General features: G+C 56.2%; 24 protein-coding genes. 4 read left to right on the forward strand and 20 right to left on the reverse strand.

Annotation, left to right across the window (positions count from 1 at the left end; translation table 11 throughout):
- Positions 1 to 65 precede the first annotated feature (65 nt).
- Together radA and ACSFC5_RS23190 are read left to right on the forward strand one after the other, a co-directional pair.
- Positions 66 to 1055: a DNA repair and recombination protein RadA gene (gene radA / locus ACSFC5_RS23185; protein WP_440767582.1), complete on the forward strand. Its 990-nt coding sequence runs from the start codon at positions 66 to 68 to the stop codon at positions 1053 to 1055.
- A 95-nt stretch (positions 1056 to 1150) separates the two neighbouring features.
- Entirely contained in the window at positions 1151 to 2239 is a 1089-nt protein-coding gene (locus ACSFC5_RS23190; RefSeq protein WP_440767583.1) for a competence protein CoiA family protein, read from the forward strand.
- A 36-nt stretch (positions 2240 to 2275) separates the two neighbouring features.
- On the opposite strand, the gene ACSFC5_RS23195 is transcribed toward ACSFC5_RS23190, so the two are convergent.
- Genes ACSFC5_RS23195 through ACSFC5_RS23230 form a run of 8 tightly spaced genes read right to left on the reverse strand, consistent with a single transcriptional unit; the run spans position 2276 to position 4957 of the window.
- Positions 2276 to 2662: a hypothetical protein gene (locus tag ACSFC5_RS23195; RefSeq protein ID WP_440767584.1), complete on the reverse strand. Its 387-nt coding sequence runs from the start codon at positions 2660 to 2662 to the stop codon at positions 2276 to 2278.
- On the reverse strand, positions 2662 to 2925 hold the full coding sequence (locus ACSFC5_RS23200; protein ID WP_440767585.1) for a hypothetical protein: 264 nt from the start codon (positions 2923 to 2925) through the stop codon (positions 2662 to 2664). Before ACSFC5_RS23200 ends, ACSFC5_RS23195 begins: the two co-directional genes overlap by 1 nt.
- Positions 2918 to 3079 carry a hypothetical protein gene (locus tag ACSFC5_RS23205; RefSeq protein WP_440767586.1) on the reverse strand — a complete coding sequence of 54 codons (162 nt, stop codon included), beginning with the start codon at positions 3077 to 3079 and terminating at the stop codon, positions 2918 to 2920. Before ACSFC5_RS23205 ends, ACSFC5_RS23200 begins: the two co-directional genes overlap by 8 nt.
- The gene (locus tag ACSFC5_RS23210; RefSeq protein ID WP_440767587.1) at positions 3067 to 3444 is read right to left on the reverse strand and encodes a DUF8159 domain-containing protein; all 378 of its coding nucleotides are present in this window, start codon (positions 3442 to 3444) and stop codon (positions 3067 to 3069) included. Before ACSFC5_RS23210 ends, ACSFC5_RS23205 begins: the two co-directional genes overlap by 13 nt.
- Before the next feature lie 44 nt (positions 3445 to 3488).
- The gene (locus tag ACSFC5_RS23215) at positions 3489 to 3911 is read right to left on the reverse strand and encodes a transcription initiation factor IIB family protein (protein ID WP_440767588.1); all 423 of its coding nucleotides are present in this window, start codon (positions 3909 to 3911) and stop codon (positions 3489 to 3491) included.
- Positions 3908 to 4294 (reverse strand): hypothetical protein, encoded by a 387-nt coding sequence (locus ACSFC5_RS23220; RefSeq protein WP_440767589.1) that lies wholly within the window; start codon positions 4292 to 4294, stop codon positions 3908 to 3910. The genes ACSFC5_RS23215 and ACSFC5_RS23220 overlap by 4 nt, the downstream gene beginning before the upstream one ends.
- Positions 4291 to 4689: a hypothetical protein gene (locus tag ACSFC5_RS23225; RefSeq protein ID WP_440767590.1), complete on the reverse strand. Its 399-nt coding sequence runs from the start codon at positions 4687 to 4689 to the stop codon at positions 4291 to 4293. Before ACSFC5_RS23225 ends, ACSFC5_RS23220 begins: the two co-directional genes overlap by 4 nt.
- Positions 4682 to 4957 carry a hypothetical protein gene (locus ACSFC5_RS23230; protein ID WP_440767591.1) on the reverse strand — a complete coding sequence of 92 codons (276 nt, stop codon included), beginning with the start codon at positions 4955 to 4957 and terminating at the stop codon, positions 4682 to 4684. The genes ACSFC5_RS23225 and ACSFC5_RS23230 overlap by 8 nt, the downstream gene beginning before the upstream one ends.
- Before the next feature lie 826 nt (positions 4958 to 5783).
- On the opposite strand from ACSFC5_RS23230, the gene ACSFC5_RS23235 reads away from it, so the two are divergent.
- Complete coding sequence (locus ACSFC5_RS23235; RefSeq protein ID WP_440767592.1) at positions 5784 to 7037, forward strand: Cdc6/Cdc18 family protein; 1254 nt, start codon at positions 5784 to 5786, stop codon at positions 7035 to 7037.
- Between the two features lie 323 nt (positions 7038 to 7360).
- On the opposite strand, the gene ACSFC5_RS23240 is transcribed toward ACSFC5_RS23235, so the two are convergent.
- The 11 genes from ACSFC5_RS23240 to ACSFC5_RS23290 all read right to left on the reverse strand — a co-directional run bounded on the left by ACSFC5_RS23240 (position 7361) and on the right by ACSFC5_RS23290 (position 12151).
- The gene (locus ACSFC5_RS23240; RefSeq protein ID WP_440767593.1) at positions 7361 to 7789 is read right to left on the reverse strand and encodes an HNH endonuclease; all 429 of its coding nucleotides are present in this window, start codon (positions 7787 to 7789) and stop codon (positions 7361 to 7363) included.
- The gene (locus ACSFC5_RS23245; protein WP_440767594.1) at positions 7786 to 8601 is read right to left on the reverse strand and encodes a hypothetical protein; all 816 of its coding nucleotides are present in this window, start codon (positions 8599 to 8601) and stop codon (positions 7786 to 7788) included. The genes ACSFC5_RS23240 and ACSFC5_RS23245 overlap by 4 nt, the downstream gene beginning before the upstream one ends.
- On the reverse strand, positions 8598 to 8990 hold the full coding sequence (locus tag ACSFC5_RS23250) for a hypothetical protein (protein WP_440767595.1): 393 nt from the start codon (positions 8988 to 8990) through the stop codon (positions 8598 to 8600). Before ACSFC5_RS23250 ends, ACSFC5_RS23245 begins: the two co-directional genes overlap by 4 nt.
- Complete coding sequence (locus ACSFC5_RS23255) at positions 8987 to 9784, reverse strand: DUF5131 family protein (protein WP_440767596.1); 798 nt, start codon at positions 9782 to 9784, stop codon at positions 8987 to 8989. Before ACSFC5_RS23255 ends, ACSFC5_RS23250 begins: the two co-directional genes overlap by 4 nt.
- Positions 9771 to 10025, reverse strand: coding sequence for a hypothetical protein (locus ACSFC5_RS23260; protein WP_440767597.1), 255 nt, complete (start codon positions 10023 to 10025; stop codon positions 9771 to 9773). The genes ACSFC5_RS23255 and ACSFC5_RS23260 overlap by 14 nt, the downstream gene beginning before the upstream one ends.
- Positions 10015 to 10371: a hypothetical protein gene (locus ACSFC5_RS23265; RefSeq protein ID WP_440767598.1), complete on the reverse strand. Its 357-nt coding sequence runs from the start codon at positions 10369 to 10371 to the stop codon at positions 10015 to 10017. Before ACSFC5_RS23265 ends, ACSFC5_RS23260 begins: the two co-directional genes overlap by 11 nt.
- Complete coding sequence (locus ACSFC5_RS23270) at positions 10361 to 10744, reverse strand: hypothetical protein (protein ID WP_440767599.1); 384 nt, start codon at positions 10742 to 10744, stop codon at positions 10361 to 10363. Before ACSFC5_RS23270 ends, ACSFC5_RS23265 begins: the two co-directional genes overlap by 11 nt.
- Positions 10745 to 10887: 143 nt before the next feature.
- On the reverse strand, positions 10888 to 11136 hold the full coding sequence (locus tag ACSFC5_RS23275) for a hypothetical protein (RefSeq protein ID WP_440767600.1): 249 nt from the start codon (positions 11134 to 11136) through the stop codon (positions 10888 to 10890).
- The gene (locus tag ACSFC5_RS23280) at positions 11133 to 11309 is read right to left on the reverse strand and encodes a hypothetical protein (protein WP_440767601.1); all 177 of its coding nucleotides are present in this window, start codon (positions 11307 to 11309) and stop codon (positions 11133 to 11135) included. The genes ACSFC5_RS23275 and ACSFC5_RS23280 overlap by 4 nt, the downstream gene beginning before the upstream one ends.
- A 142-nt stretch (positions 11310 to 11451) precedes the next feature.
- Positions 11452 to 11718 carry a hypothetical protein gene (locus ACSFC5_RS23285; protein WP_440767602.1) on the reverse strand — a complete coding sequence of 89 codons (267 nt, stop codon included), beginning with the start codon at positions 11716 to 11718 and terminating at the stop codon, positions 11452 to 11454.
- Positions 11711 to 12151, reverse strand: a complete 441-nt coding sequence (locus ACSFC5_RS23290; RefSeq protein WP_440767603.1) for a hypothetical protein — start codon at positions 12149 to 12151, stop codon at positions 11711 to 11713. Before ACSFC5_RS23290 ends, ACSFC5_RS23285 begins: the two co-directional genes overlap by 8 nt.
- Before the next feature lie 227 nt (positions 12152 to 12378).
- On the opposite strand from ACSFC5_RS23290, the gene ACSFC5_RS23295 reads away from it, so the two are divergent.
- A complete protein-coding gene (locus ACSFC5_RS23295; protein ID WP_440767604.1) occupies positions 12379 to 13101 on the forward strand; it encodes a hypothetical protein in 723 nt (240 codons plus the stop codon).
- Here ACSFC5_RS23295 and ACSFC5_RS23300 read toward each other — a convergent pair.
- A partial coding sequence (locus ACSFC5_RS23300) for a DUF7344 domain-containing protein (RefSeq protein WP_440767605.1) occupies positions 13102 to 13503 on the reverse strand: 402 nt, incomplete at its 5' end.

Raw genomic sequence — 13503 nt, forward strand, 5'->3', positions numbered from 1 at the left:
GTCGGACTACCGCTGATTCGTTTAGAGGACATGTTTTTATTATATCTCTTTCTAGAAGTCATTGTATGACCGAGAAACTCGAGAATCTTCCGGGAGTTGGTCCAGCAACTGCAGAAAAACTTACTGAGGCAGGATATGACTCTCTCCAAAGTCTTGCTGTCTCAGCTCCTCCAGAGCTAGCGAAAGTGACAGACATTGACAAGAACACTGCAGGAGAGATTATCCGAGGTGCTCGAGATGCCGCCGATGTTGGTGGGTTTCAAATTGGGGAGGGTGTTCTCGAACGGCAAAATAGAATTAAGAAGCTTTCAACGGGACACGACGGTTTTGACGATCTCCTCGGCGGAGGAGTAGAGACCCAGTCAGTTACAGAAGTATACGGCAATGAAGGATCAGGACGTACTGCGTTCGCTCACCTACTTGCGGTTAGAGCGCAACTTCCAGAAGAATACGGCGGTCTCGGAGGACAGGCCGCCTATATCGATACTCGTAGATTATTTGACCCGGAACGAGTCATCGAGATCGTGAATTCATTTTCGCCTGATAAGAGAACAGCACTCGCCGAACAATACGATTGCTCTGCAAACGATCTCGACAGCATTGCCGAATCCGTACTTGACCATATCCATGTTCAGTCTCCAACCGATTCAAACTCTCAGATGCTAGCTGCGGAACAGGTACAAGAGCTAGGTGAGTCACTAGCAGAACAGGGTAGGCCCCTCAGAATAGTCGTTCTTGACTCGCTGACAATCCATTTCCGGGCAGAGTATCAAGGTCGTGGGGAACTTGCAGAACGGCAGCAAAAACTCAACAAGCATTTGCACGATCTAGATAAAGTCGCCAATCTACAGAACGCAGCTATACTCATTACAAACTCGACTGGTAGTAGCGGAGACGCATACGGTGGAAATATCTTAGGTCACAAATCGACTTTCCGTATTCAGTTCAAGAAAACTTCTGGAGAGGTTCGCCATGGAAGACTTATAGACGCACCCAATCTCAGCACGGGAGAGGTGTCGTTCTATATTCGAAATGGACTGCTTGTTTCCGACTAAAAATGCCCTTTCGAGCGGTTCTCGACAATGATATCGTCCCGCCGGCGTCTGTCCCGGATCAACAGCCCGTGACCTGTCCCGATTGTGGCGAGACGATGTATACACGGAAACGGGACGGCGAAGCCCGCCACTTCTATCACCCAAATTCTGCTGCAGGAGGGCACTGTCCGGCCGCTGGAACTGGCGAGTCAGATATTCACGCTCGGTGTGTCGCACTCGCCGCCGAAGCGCTCGGCGATCGGTTCGACTCACAGCCCACCCAGTGCGGGATTGAAAAGCGAATTGAACTCGAGGACAGCTATCTCAACCACGACTATCGACGCGCGGACGTCTGCCTCGAGTTCGAATCTAAAAATCCCTATTTTGGACACGGGATCGTGATCGAGGTTCAGCACAAGAATCACGAGAAAAACATCGAAGCAGCAACGTACGACTATCTCAAAGCAGGCTACTCAATCGCATGGCTATCGACGAGTGACTTTGGGACGGACTCCTTAGATTACGATATTGTCGAAGAAGCGTTCCAATCCAATGGTGGGGGCAGCTATAGTCCGCGTGAGAAAAACCCACTATATCTGGTAAGGTGTGAGGAATACCGGTATGGGGGTAAGCATAGTTGGAGGGAGGTTCCGTCATCTGTCTTGGACGGCACCGACGGGTACGAACTGTGCATCGGTCGGGGGTGTGACCTCCGACGGCGATATGACGAGGAGACAGACAGCTATGAGTACGGTATTAGCTCTGGCCTGCCGTCCTATTTCCGGCCAAAACTACTCCGGAAAGCGATTATCAGAGAGAGTACGTTCGAAGACTTCGATAGCTGGCTTACGCAAACCTACCACATTTCCGCGACAGAGAAGGCGATGGCCGCCCACCCAGAGGTCGAATACTGTCGTGGTCCAAAAGGGTTCCACGAGTGGAAATCTCCAGAAACAGTGGTATCGAATTCATTCGGGAGTTCGAGAAGGCAACTCCGAGAGTGCCGGTACTGTCCAGTTCACCTCTTGACGGACTCTGAAAGACATCGCCATGATCGAATGTATATCTTCTTTGGCGGCCCACCTGATCCGGATGTGAATCTGGGTGCGATCGAGAAGAATCCTGAAAGATGCAAGCATCGAAGTCACGGTCCGGAAATGTGGGTTGAGTACTGCCCCAAATGTGGCGACACGGATCCGCAGTAAGGAGTGGGTGGGCGTTCGTTAGCACATAGTGCTAACTTACAGCCGCCGATCGTTCCGCGTCTCGAGTTCGACCGGATCACACGTTGAACACTCATTTCCGAATGCGTTCTGTCGCGTCACGTCGCCACAGGACGGACAGTAGCCCATCTCCTCTTGGTTTTCCAGTCGGGCTCGAAGCCAGCTTTCGGGATGCTCCGAGTGGCCCTTACAGATCGGTCTCGTGACCAGCGTTCCGAACTTGTCCGTCTGGACGAACTCCTCGTCGTCGACGACCGGCACCTTACAAAAGATACACCGCTTGCCGTCCAGGTGCTCGCGAACGTCGTCGGCACCACGATTGGCAGTCGGCCGTCGAATCTCGATGTTCGGGAGCGGGCGACTCGGACCTACAGCAATCTCGCCAGAGGAAGTGTCACCGGACATCACTCGATCACCGTCCGGTTTGGGAGACCGATTACCGCCCCACCACACCGCGGGCAGCTATCCTCGATCGGCTGGCTGGTGATCAGCTCCTCGAGCGGCGTATTCCGAGCGCGGGTTTTGAAGTGGTAGTGCGACCGGTTTTGAGCACACTGCTCTTCGTACGTGACGCGGAAGTCGACGCGTTCGGCCTCGAGTACGCCCGGCGGTCGTGCTGGTCCGTGGGCAGGATTTCGGAACGGGTCGTCGCGGCTGTCCTCACCCATCGGACGGCCCTCGCTCCTGGTCGTGGTCGTGATCGCGACGTTGGTTTGCGAGTTGGTCGAGCACCGCTGCAAGAAGAGATACGCCGACGACAGTGAGGAGTGCGTAGTCTGCGACCGCGCCCGCGTCTGCGGTCGAAGCGACTACCTCGAGCACTGCGGGTCACCTCCCTGAATCGTGCTCTCGAAGGACTGCCACGTCTCGAGGACGCGTTTCGCGTACTCCTCGTTCGTGATCTCACCGTCGCGATGGGCGCGAATCCAGTCCAGCGAGACGTACGCGTACCCGACGCGAGTGCCGTCGTCGACGAGTTGTATTTGGCCCGTGTCCGTGAGAAGTTCGGGGAACGCCCGCAGGACGATCGCTGCGGTCAGTATCGAAACGCCCCGCGATGCCGCTGTATCGCCTGCCTCGATTCGGACGTAGGGATCGGCCGCGACCTCATCGAGTACGTCGATCGGGACGCCGTTGCTCTCGAGTCGGCTTCGGAGTGTCGCATAGACCGGCGCGTGGGCTGGCATCGTCTCCGATCGGGTATGCGGGTGCGCACGTGACGAGTGGGTGCTCACGAGAGATCACCGTTCGTTGGGGCTGCGTTCGGAGGCGTTTCAGTATCGGGCGCGTCTCCGTGGAGATCGACATCGGGCGATTCCTTGTGGAGATCCAGGATCTTCCGATAGTGTTGCCGTACCGTGACGGGTGAGACGCCGCAGTAGTCGGCGGCCTCTTCTTGAGAGAGTTTCCGTGACGACCCGCGGTACCTCGGTTGGTTCGCAACCAGCGACGCCAGGTAGATCGTCGCCGCTGCAAGTCCCGATGGGGAGCGACCGGAGCCGTAGTGGTGTCCATCGAGAATCGTTCCGCACTCTCGAGCGTACGATTCAGCCGCGTCGGTGATCGTCCCCGGCGGCAGCTCGTCGAGTGTTGTCTCGATAGCGTCACTCGGGAAGGTCAGACTCGTAGTGGTCTGTTCCTGGTCGGTGCTCATCGGTCCACCTCAGAGAGATCCATGTCCACATCGTCGTCCGATAGGTGAGCCGGATCGTCGACGCGAATCGTGAGTTTTCCTTCGATCACGTCGGCCGCTTCGATAACGCCCGACGAGAGGACACTCGAGTCAGCGTACGCGAGTGCGAGATCCCCGGTTCGGTCAGCGAGACGATTTGCAGTCGCGTTGTCGATGCCACCGCGTTCGTACAGGCCGATCGGGATATCCGTCTCCCAATCGCCGCCGTCCTGTCGGAACGAATACGGCCCACGGTACTCGAATGCCTGTCCGGACTCGCGGTCGACGATGACGACCGCGTTGATCGTATCCGGCGTGCCGAGTCCGGGCGTCCCGAGTTTGCGTTCCGAATCGGAATCGCTCATCGGTCAACCACCTCTGCGTCGCTCGTAGCTCGGCGTTTCTTCCAGCCGTCGACGTCGTCGGCCCGATCGACTGACTCGATATCGGCGGTGTTACCGAGACACGACCAGTCGTAGACGCGCATGTAATCGCGGTCGCGCTCGAGGACGATTGCCTCCGCGTTGTCCTGTGACCGAGCGAAGACCGTTTCGTGATCCCAGTCGAACTCGTCGTCCTCAACGCCCAGTTCGTACATTTCGAACTCGGATTCGAACGTCTCGCGAGCCTCCGTTCGCGACATCGCTTCGACGAGAATGTGGTACTCGAGTCCGGCGTCGATGGCCGTGATGATCCACTGCTCGGGTTCGCCGGGCTCGAGTCCAGGGAGCGCGCCCTGCTTGGAGTTGGCTTCAGACATTCTGGACCGCCTCCATCTGCTGGTTCTGGTCGTCGCTTCCGGTCTCGTCAACGCCAAAGAACTCGCGAACGCGTTCGGGAAAGTCCGATGTAGCCCAGTTCGCGAGGATGGTTGCTTTCGAGACTGGGTCCTCGAGTTCGACGATCTCGGCTGATTCGGTTTTGATCGCTTGGTCCTCGAGATAGGTATCGCCGTCGTGACGACCGAGTTTCATCGATCGGGTGCCGTCGTCACGGTCGATCAGCGTGATCGCGTCGATGGTCGTCATCGGACGATCACCTCGAGAGGTGCCGCCGGATAGGAGTGGTAGTCAGTAGTCGCTACGCCGCTGTCAAAGGGGTGTGTGCTGTTTCGCATCGTGCGAGCGACGGATTGTGACCGTCTATCACGATAGTCACAGGATTTGACTATAAAGATACGGGACGCCAAACATCATAGAGACGGCTATTATCGGAAGGTTTCGGAAGATCGGGACTAGGCAAGAGGCACCAAAACCCCAGTACACCGTAATCCACGTTCAAGCCCTTTCGTTGACTGATTCCACTGGGACGCCCACACCCCAGGTGTCGAGTGTAGATGGCTAAAAAGGACGGAGAGAGTTCAAATGTGGGCCGATCTCAGACAGACAGTGGTTTCGAGTGATTGCAAAGAGAGTAAGAATAGCACTTATCGAGGAAAGATTTATTTACGGTGCCCCGAAACCATATCCGCAGTGGGTCGATACCTGAGAAGAGAGAGAGGATATTATCCTCTCTTGTTTCCGCTAAAACAACTACTTGTTTTGCATCGGCGTTTCTAAACACGAGTTAGAGGGATTGTCCTACATCTTTTCGGGAATCTACACTCGACAGTCGGGGTGTGGGTCACTGTTCTTTCGCTGCTATTCTCTTTGACGGGATTTCACTCGACACCTGGGGTCACTGTGTTCGTTCTATCAAGACTGATCGTTCCAATTTCATTCGACGCTTGGGGTCGTATTTCCTACGGATTTTCCCAATAGAGAGTTCAGAGTTACCTATTCTTGGCGTCTACACACGACGGCTGGTGGCTACTGACCACTAATCTTTATGTGAACACCTCCGCTCATGATGTCTATGGGAAACGACTCTGATCGTGAAAGCGGGTCTCTGAACGATTTCTGGGGATCAGAAGATCCTGTGTTTGACCGAAAGGAGCTTCTTGATATCGATCTCGTTCCAACTGAGGATCGTATTATTGGTCGGGATGGTGAGATCGAGAATGTCGCCTCGAGTATTCATCCTGCTGTAAAAGGGCAATCGCCTCGAAACACTCTCATTTATGGGAAGACTGGAACTGGGAAATCGCTCGTCGCGAAGCACGTCACTCAGAGTGCACAGGTGTATTCGATTGATAATGGGACAGAGATGGGACGGGCCTATATCGACTGTACGCAGACGAAAACAGAAACCCGTGTTGTGATCAATTTAGCTCGAGCGTTGAATGAACCGGAGGAAACAGGCATTAGTATTCCAGTGACCGGACTCTCGACGGACGTCTATTATGAACGGTTTTGGTCGATTCTCGACCAGCTCTATGATGTTGCGATTATCATTCTCGACGAGATCGACAAACTGCAGAACAACGATATTCTCATGCAACTCTCTCGGGCCGGTGAAGCGGGCAAGCTAGACTCGTGTAAGGTGGGAATCATCGCTATCAGTAACAAAATCTCGTTCAAGGAGTCACTTGATGAGCGGATTTTGAGTAGTCTACAGGACCGTGAGTTTGTGTTCCCGCCGTATGATGCCAACCAACTCCGTGAAATCATGTTTAATCGAGAAGATGCTTTCAAAGAGGGCGTTCTCTCGGACGATGTGATTCCGTTGAGTGCTGCGTTCGCTGCTCAGGAACACGGCGATGCACGCAAGGCATTAGACATTCTTCGAAATGCAGGTGAGCTCGCAAAGGATGATGGAGCCGAAATGGTAACCGAAGATCACGTGCGTAATGCTCGCGAGAAGGCGAATATCGACCGCTTTTCACAACTGCTCGAGGGACAGCCAACCCAGATCAAAGCGTCTGTGTATGCACTGTCTGTCCTTGCCGATCAGCACAGTGATCGAGAGGAGTTTGCGACTCGAGAGATTTACGAGATGTACCAGAATATCACTTCGGATAGCGCCTTAGGTATTGAAACGCTCTCTCAACGCCGCATGAGCGATAAACTCGATGAACAGGTGTTTCTTGATATTCTTGGCCGGACTGAACGTGTCGGCCGTGGGTACAGCAGTGGCGTGACAAACTATTACTACTTATTGGAAGATCCATCTGTGGTCCAAGCGGTCATCCACAACGATACTCGGTTCTCAGAGCTTGAGAGGAACTGACACGCAGCAATTCACTCGACACCTGGGGTGGCGCTATATCTGTTGAGATATTTTAGTAAGTGATTACACTCGACACCCGGGGTGGGGCACGGAAATCACTCGACACCTGGGGCCCTCCTCTCAATTTCGTTGAATCCGAATTTCATTCGACACCTGGGGTGCTATGTTCGTGAGGGTGTTTTGTAGAGTCTCTCCCCCACGGTATCTGGTGATTTCATTCGACACCCGGGGTGATCGATCATCGCAATTTTCATTCGACACCCGGGGTTTCGAGCCTGATCTGCTAGAATAGCGCCACTTCGGAATGTGTCTGGTCGGTCCCGTTACAACTCGAGATTCAGATAGTCGGTAAGCGTCACGTTCGGTGCTGGATTCCGACCGCTGTTTTCATCGGCCGTCTTCGTTTTATGACAGTCCGCACAGAGAGTCTGGAGGTTCGACTCCTCGAGTGGGTGTCCGCCGTCGGCGATTCGTTCGATGTGATCGACTTCCATCGATTGCTCCTGGTCTGGATTTCCGGTGACGCCGCAGGTCTGGCAGGTGTAGTCGTCGCGCTCGAGGATCTGATCACGAACCACGTCCCACAGAAACATCCGCTGGACGCCGTTGGCGATATCTCTGCAGCGTTCGGAGCAGTAGTTCCACCGACCGTCGACGACGGGTTCGTTACAGACTCGGCAGAGATCCGACTTTTCCTGTGGGAACAGTTCGTCCATCTTCTTGTTGAGCTTTCGTTGGCGATTCCGAGTCATCCGCTATCCTCCAGTTCGGCGTGTTTCTCGTCTATCTCGTTGCGAACACTGTCGGGACATTTCGCGAGCGCCCGCTCGTTGATCAACTGCCGCGTCGTCGACTTAGCTGGGTAGACCTTGTCGGCCCAGACGTGGATCTCGAGGTCGTCCCGATCGAGCGAGAGGAGTCCGACGCCCGAATCGTGGAACAGCTTCTTATTCTGAATCGCTTCGTCGACCGCCCCACCGTCCATCACGACCCAGCGCAGATCAGCGTAGCAGTCCGATCGAATTGCTTGTCGGAGCGCCTGTTCCCAATCACGTTGCTTGAGTTCGAACGCGTGAATCGTGAGTACGTCCGGATATCGGACGGTGACCGCTGCAGTCTGGTTCGCTTCGGTGAGATCAACGTCTCGAGGCGTGTCGATCGGGAGCTGTGTCTGCTGGCCGAGTCCGGCCTCGGTGACCGGTTCCAGGTAGTCGTGGTCGGCAAGCCAATTCCATACCTCCCGGCTGCTTTGCTCGCTCGAGTAGGTATTGTCGTCGTGGACCCAGCGATATTTCGAGATCGGCTCGAGCGTCTGGAGTCGGCGATAGGACCGACGGTATTTCCGTTCGTCCGGCAGCGGTGTGAGGTGACCGAGCGTCCGCTTTCGACGCGCACACTCCCACGCATCGAAGCGGGCCGTGACGAGATCCGTCCGAAAGCCGGCGTAGGGTACCTCGTCGAAGATAACGTCCGCCTCGAGTCGGTAGGGGAGATCGTCGTCGAGGAGTGTTTCCGTGGCAGTCTCGGTCATATCGTAGAGTTCGTCCTCGAAGGCGAGGGTCACCGGCGTTCACCCCCGCTGACTGCAGGGTTACGATTGATCGAACTCGCAAGGAGGACGATCACCGACAGTGCGAGGAATCCGATTGCGAACAGCGCCGATCCCGATGACGCGATTGCGGCCAGCAGGTCGCCCAATTGGAACAGGTGGTAGTCGGCGACGTTTACGTCCGAGTCTGCGAGTCCTCCACCGCCGAGAAAGGCGAGGAGGACTGCAATTGTGGCTGTCGAGAGTGACGGGGCTGGGTTGATCGACTGTCGGTACTCGGACCGCTCGAGGACGTACTGGAAGCCACACCGTCCACACGCGTCGCCAGTCCAGGTATCCTCGAGATGTGCGCCACAGTCGGGGCAGGTGACGGCCGTGATCGATCGGCCAGCAGAGAGGTTCATGCCTCGGCCCCGTCTTTAATTTCTTGCTCTAGCGCCGCTCGAGCCCGTTTCGTCACGGCCGGCAGGTCTGGCAGTTCGCGAATTCTACGCTGTTCGAACACCCCGAACCGCTCGTTTTTCACTGTGAGTCGGGTCCCCGTTTCAGGTTGTGATCCGCTGGACTGCTTGAAGTAATAGCGGACGTCCTGGTCGCGACACTGCTCGAGGAGATTCCGCGCCCACTCGTGTTCCATATCTCGGTAGTCAGGTCCGGACTCGCCACCGATGATCGCCCAGTCGTAACCGGAGAGATCAACGTCGCCGACGGGACCGATCAACGGCTCGAAGCTCAAGAAGAGCGTGTGGGCGTCGCAGTCCCGGAGGAGGTCGATCCGCTCCGCGACGCGCTTGTCTTCGACTGAGGTTCCCATCCAGACGTTTTCGGGCCACTCGAGAGTCATGTGGGCCGCCCGTCCCGGTCGCTTCGTGAGAATCTGGAAGACGTGGTGTGGGCAGTTGCGCATGACCGCGAACACGTCTCGAATGAACTCGTCGGTGATCTGCGAGTGGAAGAGGTCGGACATCGAGTTGACGAAGATCCGACTCGGCTCGTCGAGAGCGTACGGCTCCTCGAGCTTTTCGGGGTGCATCGTCACGTTCGCGTCGGCGTTCTCGAGGATCCACTCGTCGTCTGTGTGGCCGTACTGTCGGGAAATTCGTTCTGCGTAACACGAGTCACAACCCGCAGACACCTTCGAACAGCCATGCGTCGGATTCCACGTCGAGTCGGTCCAGGCGATGTTACTCTCCTGCATCGTCCACCCCCGGCTTAACGGCCTTCCATTCGCGTTCGAATCCCTTGCGGACGTGACTCTGAAAGTCGCGTTCGTCGCGAAGGCTACTCGGCTGTTCCTGTTCGTCCCGAATCCGTTGACGATACCCTGCGAGGAACATCTCGAAGGCGGCGTGGTGCATCCGAACATCGTCAACGACGTTCTCGAAGTCGACTTCCCCAGCGACGATTTCGTGATCGGGACCGTTGCCGTTACTCTCCACCGTGATCGGCCTCCTCAGTCTGCGCTTGGAGATCGACTAACCGCTGCAGTTCGTCGCGGACGTGGGCGAGTTCGTCGGTCGTGAACGCTTCTTGGCCCTCTCGATGGTTCGTGTTTGTCCGAGCGGCCCAGTGGTCCCACGGCTCGTGATCGTAGTAGTCGAACCCACAGCATTCGGCGATTGCTCCCCGAAGGCCAACGTTGTTCAGCGTCGCGATGTTCGTCTTGTCGACGGCGTGTCCAACCTCGAGTTCGTGGTGGTCCAACAGCAAGCAGACGATTCGCTGCAGCTCGCCTTTGGTGAGCGCGTTGTCCGTCTCGAGACAGTCGAAATCGTCACTCGGCATCCTGATCACACTCCTCGAGACCGCCCATCCACTCGCACAGATCCGATTCCAACGCGTCGTTGTCCGTCGCGTCCGCGTATGCTCGTACCGCGACTCGAGCCGCTGAATCAGATTCGGGTTTCAGGACGAACACGCCGTCCTGCGGGTCGCCGTCCTTGTACACCTCGAATTTTCCGTGCAAGCCGCGCTCGGTGTCCGTGCTCTGTGTACGGACGTCAACCCAGTCGTTAGACCCACAGTTGCCACAGTTACCCGGTTTCGATTTGAACTGGACGCTCGGACGGAATCCGCAATTGGCACACGTCCAGTCGGGTTCCTGTTCAGCCTCTGTGCGGAGCGTGCACTCCAGTTCCTCAAAAAGAATCGCGTGCATCGCGTGTTCCGAGTGGTGAAACGCGACAACGGTCTTACCGTCTTCGCGCTTATTCTCAGGACTGTTCGAGGTCAAGACGGTTCTCCGTTCGCACTCTTTCCCACACTTAGGACAGTGATCAGTACCACTCGAGCCGTCACCACTCATTTGCTATCACGCTCCTGAACCAACTCGTCAGCGACGCGCTTCGACAACGTGAGTGAGTCGAACGTTCCCTGATCGGTCGCCTGCGAGATATGCACACCGCCGTCCTCGAGCACCGCCACGGTTGTTTCGCGTTCGACGACCTCACCGTGGAAGTCGAACGTCTCGTCGGCGGTGAACTCTGCCAGTACACCGTCGTCGGTCGCGTCAGTCGAGTGCTCGAGTTCGGTGTCGATTTGTTTAGTCATCGGGAATCTTCCTCCCTGCCGTTCTCGGACCGTTCTGTTTCCGTGTCTACTTCCCGGAGTAGCTCGCGGGCTTTGACGACCTTAGACCAGTTCGTGAGCATGTTCCCGTCTTTCTCGTAGGACTCGAGATGCGACAGCGCTGCCTCGATTCGATCGGTATCGTCTGTGGGCATCACGAATCGCCTCCGTGCCGACAGTCTCGACAGTGATCGTGCCGCATAATTCGGTCGTGCTCGCTGAGCGCGACGCCACACGTCGAACATGCGAGCGGGTTCTTCTCAGGGCTCAACGATCGCTCAGAGCCGCTCCCACACATCACCGATCGACCTCCGCGTCGGGGACGGCGACGATCTCGCCGCCACTCCGGTACTCGAGCGTCTCGAGATCCAGATCCAGTTCGGTTTCGACAGCGTCGACCGCGGACTGTCGGACGTAATAGACGTCTGCCATCCCGACGTGGATCTCGTACTCCGTGTGGATGCTTCGTCCCGAGACCATGTGATTCTCGGAAATCTCGAGGTCGTCGTGAACCGTCCGTTCGGAGACGCGGTCGGCGTCCCGTTCGGCGTCGTACTCACGCATTGACGGTCACCTGTTCCTTGCGAGTCCATGACGTGAGTCGGGCGTCTCGGAACTGTTCGCGAAGCTGCTTGCGATTTCGGACCTTTTGGCGCTCCCGTCCGTGCTGTCGCCGTAGCAGGTTGCTCTGTGGGTGTTTCTTCCGGACTTGGAGTTCGCGGACCTGCTTGCGGTGCATCACCGCGAGGTCGTCGATCATCTCGCCGTCGTATCGGGCGATATCGAGCCACCCTCCGCCGGTCGGATCGGCGGACTCTTCGACGTGGATATCGGCGTGGTCGTCTGGGTGTGTCTCGGCCTCGAGCACCTGCGCTCGAAGGCGGTACGGGTCGCCGTTTCGATTGTGGACTGTGGCCGTTACCGACTCGAGGTCGTTCTCGACCAAGGCAAGAACCAGTCGCAGTCGATCGTCGGCCGAACTTACTGCGTCGTTCATGCCGACCGCCTCTCTGTACGACCCGCTGTCAAGGGGTGTGTGCTGACGTTCATAGCGATCTGTCGCTATTGGTAGGTGACACTACAGCATAAAAAGGCTATGGTGGCCCAAGTGATTCTACCCGGATAGCTTTTTCAGTAATACCGCGGAATGGTGGCGTCTTGAGGGTGTTTTATACCGGTTTGGAGTGTGGCAGACTTTTGTAGTTCCAGTGAGACGGACAGTATATGGCTGCGACAAATTCCGGACAGGTTGCATTTGATATCGAAACCGTCAACGCCGACCGACCAGCCGGCGTTGACTTCGATTTTAAGAATCCAGAACACCTCGAGATGTTCTGTATTTGTGTTGCCCACCGGCCAGAACCAGGTGCGGAAATCGACCACGAAGTGATCTTTCGAGAAGGGACCAGCCCCGACGCTGAACTGGACGTGTTCGAAGCCGCCGTCCAGTGGATGGAGTGCAAGCCAGACGAGACGGTACTCACGTTCAACGGCGACGGATTCGACTTTATCCATCTCGAGGGGCGGGCGCAGATTGCCGCCGAAACGCTCGAGGGTCGCTTCGACGTTGTCGACCGTGTCGAGTCGTTCATCAATTCAACCGAGAGTGACGATGTCCGGCCCGAGGCTGTCGAGTTCTGTAACGACGAGTATACCTCAATGGAGGACGCGTGCGAAGCAGTTGGCGTCGACGCTCCCGAAACACGACTCGACGATTACGACCTTCCCGTTGATCCGATTCCAGAGCGGTCGTCATATCGCCCAAGCAAGCCCGTGCTGATGGGCTGTGACGTTCCGGTGATCGGTGAACGCTACTTGAACCTCGCCGAACGTGGTGCAACGGATCTTGAGCCATTCGAGGAGATGCATGCCGCGCTCAAACATTACGCCGAAACAGACGTCCAGCCGCTGTTCGAACTCGCGGATGCACGGCCGTTCTCGGCGTAATTACTGTTCGATCTCCTCGAGTTGCCTGCTTGCCTCAGAGATTTCATCGGTCGCGTTCGCTACAGCGTCAATCCGGTCGCTCAGTTCAACAATCTCTACATCCGAGTCATAGTAAAGCAGTCCCTCATCGGCCAGCTTTGGGAGGTGCATATGTACTAAATCGATATACACATCCTGCCTGTCCGTATTTTCTATTGAGGCGATACGTCCTGCAATTGATTCCACCCCGAGAGGCTTCTCTGCCAATTGCAGGATCTGGATAACATGCCATGAACGAGTATTTAATACAAGCTTTGCGAGCGTCTGTGCCTCAGTAGAGAACGGCTCCGAATCAACACTGATCAGTTGAACGTCATCGTGGGTGCTAGTAGCGATATCTAAATGATATCGCTCGTTAGAGAT

Origin of the sequence: Natronorubrum marinum, from assembly GCF_052040125.1 — an archaeon.
Classification (GTDB): Archaea; Halobacteriota; Halobacteria; order Halobacteriales; family Natrialbaceae; genus Natronorubrum.